This window comes from Pseudomonas sp. TAE6080 (assembly GCF_018732265.1).
Lineage (GTDB): Bacteria > Pseudomonadota > Gammaproteobacteria > Pseudomonadales > Pseudomonadaceae > Aquipseudomonas > Aquipseudomonas brenneri.
In genome coordinates, this window is record NZ_JAHIDY010000018.1 from 111,779 (window position 1) to 121,126 (window position 9,348).

7 protein-coding genes are annotated in these 9,348 nt (G+C 60.7%); 2 read left to right on the forward strand and 5 right to left on the reverse strand.

Going from position 1 to position 9,348, the window contains the following annotated elements; all coding sequences use genetic code 11:
• The first annotated feature begins 92 nt into the window (after window positions 1–92).
• Window positions 93–995 carry a LysR family transcriptional regulator gene (locus KL786_RS15430; RefSeq protein ID WP_215518170.1) on the forward strand — a complete coding sequence of 301 codons (903 nt, stop codon included), beginning with the start codon at window positions 93–95 and terminating at the stop codon, window positions 993–995.
• A 60-nt stretch (window positions 996–1,055) separates the two neighbouring features.
• Here the strand turns inward: KL786_RS15430 and KL786_RS15435 are convergent, their stop codons facing one another.
• The 5 genes from KL786_RS15435 to KL786_RS15455 form a co-directional block, all read right to left on the reverse strand.
• Window positions 1,056–1,385: a hypothetical protein gene (locus KL786_RS15435; protein ID WP_029296579.1), complete on the reverse strand. Its 330-nt coding sequence runs from the start codon at window positions 1,383–1,385 to the stop codon at window positions 1,056–1,058.
• Between the two features lie 621 nt (window positions 1,386–2,006).
• Window positions 2,007–2,447, reverse strand: coding sequence for a CBS domain-containing protein (locus KL786_RS15440; protein WP_215518171.1), 441 nt, complete (start codon window positions 2,445–2,447; stop codon window positions 2,007–2,009).
• A 125-nt stretch (window positions 2,448–2,572) separates the two neighbouring features.
• Window positions 2,573–4,522: a DNA topoisomerase III gene (locus KL786_RS15445; RefSeq protein ID WP_032860216.1), complete on the reverse strand. Its 1,950-nt coding sequence runs from the start codon at window positions 4,520–4,522 to the stop codon at window positions 2,573–2,575.
• 159 nt (window positions 4,523–4,681) lie between these two features.
• Window positions 4,682–6,307, reverse strand: coding sequence for an MFS transporter (locus KL786_RS15450; RefSeq protein ID WP_215518172.1), 1,626 nt, complete (start codon window positions 6,305–6,307; stop codon window positions 4,682–4,684).
• A 172-nt stretch (window positions 6,308–6,479) separates the two neighbouring features.
• Window positions 6,480–8,126: a GMC family oxidoreductase gene (locus KL786_RS15455; protein WP_215518173.1), complete on the reverse strand. Its 1,647-nt coding sequence runs from the start codon at window positions 8,124–8,126 to the stop codon at window positions 6,480–6,482.
• A gap of 129 nt (window positions 8,127–8,255) precedes the next feature.
• On the opposite strand from KL786_RS15455, the gene KL786_RS15460 reads away from it, so the two are divergent.
• Window positions 8,256–9,143 (forward strand): LysR family transcriptional regulator, encoded by an 888-nt coding sequence (locus KL786_RS15460; RefSeq protein WP_215518174.1) that lies wholly within the window; start codon window positions 8,256–8,258, stop codon window positions 9,141–9,143.
• Window positions 9,144–9,348: the final 205 nt, after the last annotated feature.

A 9,348-nucleotide genomic window follows, 5' to 3' on the forward strand; every position in this document is an offset into this window, starting at 1 on the left:
AACAGCATAATCAGTTTCAAGCCGCAAGCAACAAGAATAGTCCCGCGGCTTTTTCACTTGCAGCTTTCAACTTGCCGCCTGGAGCTTAATGTATGACTGTTAAACAGATGCGGGCCTTCCTTGCCGTGGCCCAAAGCCTGAGTTTTGCCGCCGCCTGTGAGCGCCTGCATTTGTCCCAGTCGGCACTGAGCCTGACCATCAAGGGCCTGGAAGAGGGCTTGGGCGGGCGCCTTTTCAGTCGCAATACCCGTAACGTGGCACTGACCCCTGAAGGTGAATCCTTGTTGCCGCTTGCGCGTCGTCTGATTGCCGATTGGGACAATGCCGAAGATGAATTGCGCCAGCGTTTTACTCTGCAACGTGGGCGGGTAACGGTGGCGGCGATGCCGTCGTTTGCCGGCAACCTGCTGCCGCCGATCTTGAAGATCTTTCGCGCGTGCTTTCCTCAGGTCAACGTGACGGTGCATGACCTGATCAACGAACAAGTGCTGGAAATGGTCCGTGATCGCCAGGTGGAGTTGGGGGTAGCGTTCGAACCGGCGCCGGGGTCGTCGCTGGCATTCACCCCGCTGTACCTGGACCGCTTTATCGCCGTCGTGCCCGGTGATTCGCCATTGGCGCAAATGGCCGAGATCGATTGGAAAACCCTGCTGGTGCAACCTTTTATCACCCTGCAGCGGCCTTCCACTGTGCGGGTGATGCTGGAAGAACACCTCGGTGCCTTGCAAATGAAGTTACCCGTGGCCCTCGAAAGTCATCAACTGGCCACAGTGGGCAAGATGGTTGCCAATGGCTTGGGGGTCAGCGCGGTGCCGGCGTTATGCGCGCAGCAGATGGAGGAGGCCGGCGCTCATTGCATCACCTTGACAGGGCCGGTGATCGAGCGGCCGATTGGTGTGCTGACCAAGCCGGGGCATGAGCTGTCGGCGGCGGCGCAGGCACTGTTCGATATCTTTCTGGCTGAGGCGGGGAAGGGGCATTACCCCAACTGTTGAAGTTGCACACAAACACATGTGGGAGCCGGCAAGCCAGCTCCCACAAAGGTAGCGTTATTCTTAGTAGTAGCGGTCGATTACTTTAACTTGCGAGTTGTCCTTGAAGGACTCCCAGGCATTGTTAAGTGTATCGAACACTTGCTCGATAAAGTTGCGATCGGCTGCCGCTTTCTTGCCGACATAACCCTGGCCACGGCGGTACATCTTCAGGCGCGCCGCCAGTTCACGGTTATTACGGTCGAACTCGGCTTCTTCGGTATGGGGCGCCAGGCAGTCAATTTGCACTTCGCCCGATTTGCCAATCCACAGGATATGGTCGTCGAGTGTGTCTTTCTGCGCTGCGAACATCTCAGCCAATTCGTCGATAGTTGGTTGGTTGTTCAGATTCATGTGTAAGCCCCTTGACCAGTTGGCGATCTTCAGTTGATTCGTTAATACACTTTTAAGTTGTCTCCGGTTCCGAAAACCGGGCGTCAGTAACGGTCTGCCGAATACGGGCAGGGTCTTGAACCTGATGCATGTAGTGTTGCTGATGACCTGCTACGCAATGGTTTCATAACGAAGACAAGCAGCATTTGAGCTTCTTGTACCGTGCCTTTCGGTTCGGTCAGCTTCATCAATCTGCCTTGTGGGCAGTGCACATCCGGAAAAACAGCTCGGCGGTCAGACGAGCCTGTTCAAAACGCTTGTTGCCAACGCTCCCGATCCGGGAGACGTCTGAATCATGCAAGGTCAAAATGGTTACGTCAACGGTTATGTAGTGATTATTTTCACGCACTACATAATTTTTTTTGTGCAGGGGAGGGTGCAGGGGAAGGTGACTTGGGCGTCACTTTTTGTGCCGGTGGGTCGCATGCAAGGCCGGGTTCAGCAGTGATCCATGTAGGCGCTGGCTTGCCTGCGATGCAGGCGCCTCGGTGCATCAGTTACACCGAGGTGATGCCATCGCAGGCAAGCCAGCTCCTACATAAGCCAGTTCTCACCGGGGGCGTGGTGGTGTTGAGAGCAGGGTCATTCGCCGCGGATGTACTGCTCCAGTTGCTGGATCAGGGCCGCCTGCTCAGCGATGGCTTCCTTGACCAGGTCACCGATGGACAGCAGGCCCAGCAGTTCTTCGTCTTCCACCACCGGCAGATGACGCAGGTGGCCGTCGGTCATGATGCCCATGCAGTCTTCGACGCTTTTGTGGGTGTCCACGGTGATCGCCGGTGAACTCATCACCTGGTGGACCTGTGTGCTCGTCGAGGACAGTCCGTGGAGAATCAGTTTGCGCGCGTAGTCGCGCTCACTGATGATGCCGACGACTTTGTCGTCCTTGACCACCGGCAAAGCGCCGACGTTCTTCGCTGCCATCACCACCAGCGCCTCAAACACGGTGTGATTCCACTGGATGGTATGCACTTCCTGATTTTTCTGGTCCTTGGACTTGAGCAACTGTGCGACGGTTTTCATGGCGGCCACTCTGGTGTTGTTATTAGGGCTGTGCCTACAGAATCCTAGACCGCAGGCGCTGGGGCAAGACCCAAAGCGGCGTATATCCCGTCAAAAAGCGTCATTTCCTGGATTTTTTCACCCAATTAGCCCTTGCTCGCCGGTTTTGCCGCCCGTTTCGGGCTGGTGCCAGTCTTGCGCTTGGCCGGCTTGCGTTTGTTTTTCCAGGGCGTGGCAGCACGACCTGCCGGGCTGGCCGGGCCGCTGATGGTCATTTGCAGGCCATTGCAGCGCGCCACTTGTTTGCTCATCCAGGCTGCCTGTTTGGCGACGAACTCCTCCAGGCTCATCTCACCGCTTTGCACCATATCCAGGGCCTGTTCCCAAATGGCGGTGGTGCCGGGGTCGGCAATGGCCCTGGGCACCGCGTCGATCAGGCTGAAGGCCGCTGGTGTGGCTGACAATGCCTTGCCATTTTTTACCAGGTAACCGCGGTCCAGCAGGCCCTGGATAATCCCGGCCCGTGTCGCTTCGGTGCCGATGCCGGTGGTGTCCTTGAGTTTCTGCTTGAGCAGCGGGTCGTCCACCAGCTTGGCGACGTTTTTCATGGCCTTGATCAAGTCGCCCTCGGTGAAGGGTTTGGGCGGCTGGGTCCACAAGTCCTTGAGGTTGACCTTGGCCACTGCGTAGTCCTGGCCTTGCACCAATGGTGGCAAGGGTTGTGGGGCCGGCGCCTCGCGACCCTTGCTTGGCGCCAGGGCTTCGGGCAAGGCACGCTTCCAGCCTGGCTCCACCACCACTTTGCCCACGGCGCGCAAGGCTTCGCCGGCACAGTTGAAGTCCGCCTGGGTGCGGTCGTATTCGTGGTTGGGCAGGAACTGCGCCAGGTAACGGGCGCGGATCAAGGTGTAGACGGCGCGGTGCTTGCCGGCCAACTGTGCCAGGTCCTTGCCGGCCCCGGTGGGGATAATGCCGTGGTGGGCACTGACCTTGGCGTCGTTCCAGGCGCGGGAGCGGCGTTGCGCATCGATGTGCGGCATCAGCGCATTGACCGCCGGATCGGCCCGGCCCAATGCCGCGAGAATGCTTGGTGCGTCGCCATGTTGGCTGACGGGCAGATAGCCGCAGTCACTGCGTGGATAGGTGATGACCTTGTGGGTTTCGTAGAGGGACTGGGCGATATCCAGGGTTTCCTGGGCGCCGAGGCCGAGTTTTTTCGAGCAGATTTCCTGCAGGGTGCCCAGGTCGAAGGGCAGCGGCGCCACTTCGCGCATGCGCTCTGTGCGCAACTTCACCAGCCGGGCACTGGCCGCGTTGCTCATCGCGCTGGCGGCCTGTTGCGCGCGTTGCGGGTTGAGGCAGCGGCCCTGGTCGTCGCAGATATCGTCGGCGGCGCGCCATTGCGCGATAAAGCTCATCGACTGATGGCGCAATTCGACATCAATGGCCCAGTACGCCACGGGGACAAAGTCGGCAATGCTGCGGTCACGGTCCACCACCAGGCGCAGGGTCGGGGTTTGCACCCGACCCACCGGCAGCACGCCCTGGTAGCCGGACTGGCGGCCGAGCAGGGTAAACAGGCGGCTCATGTTCATGCCGATCAGCCAGTCGGCGCGGGAGCGGCCCAGGGCCGAATGGTAGAGGTTGAAGGTCTCTGCGCCAGGCTTCAACGACGCCAGCGCCTTGCGGATCGAGGCGTCGTCCAGCGCCGACAACCACAACCGCTGGATCGGCCCGCGATAGCGGCAATGTTCGACCAGTTCCCGGGCGATCATCTCGCCTTCGCGGTCGGCGTCGGTGGCTATCACCAGTTCCCGGGCCTCGCCCAGCAGGCGCTTGACGGCCTTGTACTGGCTGGCGGTCTTGGGCTTGACCGTCATCTTCCATTTTTCCGGGACGATGGGCAGGTCGGCCAGCACCCAGCGTTTGTACTTGGCGTCGTAGGCGTCGGGCGGGGCGGTTTCCAGCAGGTGGCCAATGCACCAGGTGACTGTGACGTCGGTTCCCAGCCAGCAGCCGTCGCCCCGGCGCCTGGCGCCGAGCACGGCCGCGATATCCTTGGCCTGGGAGGGTTTTTCACAGAGATACAGCCGCATGCTCAGCCCATTCGTTACACAGTTGAATGGGAAGCAGGATGGGCAAAAGAAGGGGATTGAGCAACCTTTATCTGGATGGATGTACAGCTAAAAGCTTCAAGCCGCAAGTAAAAAGCCAAGTCGCTTTCATCTTGCAGCTTAAAGCTTGCCGCTTACCGCTTAATTCTTATCAATATCCACGTTCTTGGTTTCCTTCAGGCACAGCAGCCCGACAATCAGGCTGACCCCGGTAATCACCACCGGGTACCACAGCCCGTAGAAGATATCGCCGGTGTACACCACCAGGGCAAACGACACGGTTGGCAGGAACCCGCCAAACCAGCCGTTGCCGATGTGGTAGGGCAGGGACATGGAGGTGTAGCGGATGCGCGTCGGGAACAGTTCTACCATCAGCGCGGCGAGTGGGCCGTAGCACATCGCAGCGATCAGGATCAGGGCGACGATCAGCACCACCACCATGGTTTTGTTGACCTGGGCCACGTCCGCCGATTTCGGGTAGCCGGCCAGGGTCACGGCGCCGCGCAGGGCGTCTTCGTCGTAGCCGTCGATGCGCACATCGCCCACGCTGACCTGCACTGCGCTGCCGGCAGGTGCGGCTTCGCTGTTGTAGGGCAGGCCCTGTTTGACCAGGAAGGTCTTGACCTTGTCGCAGGGGCTGTCAAACCGCGCCTTGCCCACCGGGTCGAACTGGAAGGTGCAGGTAGCCGGGTCGGCCAGCACCGTGATCGGCGCCTGGCGGCTGGCCTGGTCCATCGCCGGGTTGGTGTAGTGGGCCAGGCCCTTGAAGATCGGGAAGTACAGCGCGGTGGCCAGCAGCAGGCCGACCATCAGCACCGGCTTGCGCCCCAGCTTGTCCGACAGCCAGCCGAAGAAGATAAAGAACGGCGCGCCAATCACCACGCTGATGATCAGCAGCATATTGGCCAGGGCCGGGTCCATCTTCAGGAACTGGGTGAGGAAGAACAGCACATAGAACTGTGCGGCGTAGAAGGTCACGGCCTGGCCGGCGTTGATGCTGAACAGCGCAATCAATACCACCTTGAGGTTTTCCCAGTTGCCGAACGACTCGCGGATCGGCGCCTTGCTGGCCTTGCCTTCCTCTTTCATTTTCAGGAACGCGGGGGATTCGTGCAGGCTCATGCGGATCCAGGTGGAAATCCCCAGCAGCACGATGGACAGCAGGAACGGCAGGCGCCAGCCCCAGACTTCAAACTGATCGCCGGTGAAATACCGGCAGGCCAGTACCACCAGCAGTGACAGCAGCAGGCCGAGGGTTGCGGTGGATTGAATCCAGCTGGTGTGGAACCCGCGTTTGCCTTGTGGCGCGTGTTCGGCCACATAGGTTGCGGCGCCGCCGTATTCACCACCCAGGGCCAGGCCCTGGAGCATGCGCAACACCACCAGGATGATTGGTGCGGCGATGCCGATGCTGGCGTAGGTCGGTAGCAGGCCCACACAGAAGGTCGCCACGCCCATCAGGACGATGGTGGCGAGGAACGTATATTTACGTCCGATCATGTCCCCCAGGCGGCCGAACACCAGCGCGCCGAAGGGTCGCACCACAAAGCCGGCGGCAAAGGCCATCAAGGCGAAGATAAAAGCCGTGGTGTCGTTGACCCCGGCAAAGAACTGCTTGCTGATGACTGCCGCGAGGGCGCCATAGAGGAAAAAGTCATACCACTCGAACACCGTCCCCAGGGACGAGGCGAAGATGACCTTTTGCGACTCTTTGCTGGTGACAGTGGCGCCGACGGTGGCGTCCAGGGGTTGAGCTCGTTCTGACATGGGGTAGCCCTCACAGTGATTATTTATTGTTGTTCCACTGTCGGCGCCAACTTCAGCGCCGCTTTTACCCTGTTGGCGTGAGCTTGCTCGCGGAAAGCCTGAGAGCAACGCGTTTATCCAGGATGCCCGCGTTATCGTTGGCGATTTTCGCGAGCAAGCTCGCTCCTACAGGTCATGCCGGTGTTGTCAGTTCTCTTTCGGGGGTGAGGTTCCTTGTGTGAGGAGACAGGATCAGTTGCGCGGCTTTTTCCGCGATCATCAGTGTGGGTGAGCAGGTGTTGCCGGAGGTGATGCGCGGCATGATCGAGGCATCGGCGATGCGCAGGCCGGGAACTCCGTGCACGCGCAACTGGGCATCGACCACCGCGTCCTTATCGTGGCCCATGCGGCAGGTACCGACCGGATGGAAGATCGTGGTGCCGATCCGCGCCGCGGCTTCCTGCAATTGTTCGTCGCTCTGCAGGGCTTCACCGGGCAGGTATTCCACCGGGTTGAAGGGGCGCAGGGCCTGGGCGCCGACAATGCGCCGGGTCAGGCGGATGGCAGCGGCGGCCACGCGTAAATCTTCAGGATGGCTCAGGTAGTTGGGCTGGATCAGCGGCGGCACAGAAGGATCTGCCGAGCGGATATCAATGCGCCCACGACTCTGTGGGCGCAAGTCGCAGACCGACGCGGTAAACGCCGGGAACGCGTGCAGCGGCTCGCCAAAGCGCTCCAGCGACAGTGGTTGCACATGGTATTCGAGGTTGGCCGTGGCCTGTTCCGGCCCCGAGCGGGCAAAGGCGCCGAGTTGGCTGGGGGCCATGGACAGCGGGCCGCTGCGGTCATACAGGTATTGCAGGCCCATGCCCATCTTGCCCCATACGGAGCCGGCGATCTGGTTCAGGGTGCGGGCGTTTTCCAGTTTGTAGATCAGGCGCAGTTGCAGGTGGTCTTGCAGGTTGCCGCCGACTCCGGGCAGCTCGTGCAGCACTTCGATGCCCAGTGGCCCAAGGACGCTGGAAGGGCCGATACCGGAGCGTTGCAGAATGCCCGGCGAACCCACGGCGCCGGCGCACAGGATGATTTCCTGGCGTGCTTTCCAGGTGACGGCTTGCCCATGCTGGCGGCCAACCACGGCACTGGCGCGGCCGTCGTTCAATAACACGCGATCGACCTCGACTTCGGTCAGCACCGTCAGGTTGGAGCGCTGGCGAATCGGCTTGAGAAATGCCTTGGCCGCGTTCCAGCGCACGCCGCTTTTCTGGTTGACCTGGAAGTAACCGCAGCCTTCGTTATCGCCCTGGTTGAAGTCGTCGATATTGGCGATGCCACTTTGCTTGGCCGCTTCGCGGAACGCATCGAGGATTGGCCAGTGCAGGCGCTGTTGCTCCACGCGCCACTCGCCGCTGTCGCCATGCAGGGGCGAGGCACCGGCAAAATGGTTTTCGCTTTGTTTGAACAGCGGCAGCACATCGTCCCAGGCCCAGCCCGGATTGCCTTCGGCGGCCCAGCCGTCGTAGTCGTTGGCCTGGCCACGCATGTAGATCATGCCGTTGATCGACGAGCAGCCGCCCAGCACCTTGCCCCGTGGATAGCTCAAGGCGCGGCCTTGCAGGCCTTCCTGGGCTTCGGTCTTGAAGCACCAGTCGGTGCGCGGGTTGCCGATGCAGAACAGGTAGCCGACGGGGATATGGATCCAGGGGTAATTGTCGCGGCCACCGGCTTCGAGCAGCAGCACGCGATGGGCGGGGTTGGCAGACAGTCGATTGGCCAGCAGGCAGCCCGCAGGGCCGGCACCTACTACCACGTAATCGTATTGCTCAGTTGCAATAGTCATCTGGGTCTCGCTTGTTTTTCTTATTGGCTCCATCCTAGTTGTTAGTTTTCGTCTTAAAAATGTTAGTTTTTACCCAGCTGCTGTGCGTTTTTAAACAGTGCTGTTCTCATGGCCGGGAAGGGAGGCGACATGTTCGACTGGAATGACCTGCGGTATTTTCTTGAGTTGCAGCGCAGCGGGCGCCTGCTGACCGCTGCCCAGCGCCTGAAAACCACGCATGCGACCGTAGCCCGGCATATCGAGGCCATCGAGAAAAGCCTCGGCACTGCGCTGTTTGTGCAGCATGCCCAGGGTTATGAACTGACGCCGTCGGGTGAGGCGCTGCTCAAGCATGCCGAGGCCATGGAAAACGTCGCGCTGATGGCTGAGGAAGAACTGACCCATTCCGCTGCGCCCCTGGGCAAGATTCGCCTGGGAGTGGCCGAAGGGCTGGGGGTGATGTTCCTGGCCGGGCGCATGGGTGGCCTGTTCGAGCGTTATCCAGGGCTGGAAGTGGAGCTGGTGGCGGTGCCGCGGTTTGTCAGCATCCTTAACCGCGAGGCCGAGATCAGCATCCACCTGGAGCGGCCCAGCGTCGACCAACTGGTTACGCGCAAACTCACCGACTACCGCCTGGCGCTCTATGCCAGCCGCAGCTACCTGGCCCGCACGCCGCCTATCGAGAAGCGCGAAGACCTGGCCGCCCATGCCTGGATCGATTACGTCGACGACCTGTTGTTCAGCCAGGAGCTCAAGCTCCTCAGCAGTTTTTGCCGCAACCCCAGGGTGGTGTTCCACAGCACCAGCGTGATCGCCCAGCACCAGGCGGCGCGTTCGGGCCTGGGGATTGCCGTGCTGCCGTGCTTTATGGCCGCAGGCGACCCGGACCTGGTGCCGTTGTTGCCGCAGGAGGGCATCCAGCGCAGTTACTGGATCAGTTCCCGGCGCGAACTGCACAAGTCGGTGCGGTTGCGGGTGTTGTGGGATTACGTGGTGGAGTTGTGTGCCAAGGAGCAGGGGCTGCTGTTGGGCGAGTAGCGAAGGGCGTGATGATCAAAATGAGGAGGATGTACAACGCTCAAACTGGGGGGAGCAAATCAGATGCGAGGGTGTACAGAGATCAAATGTGGGAGTCCCCACTACCTCTTCGACGTAGCGCTGTCGCGCAGCAAACTGGGGGCGCCTACGAATGTGGGAGCTGTCGAGCCCCGGCGAGGCTGCGATAGCGGTGGATCAGGTGACA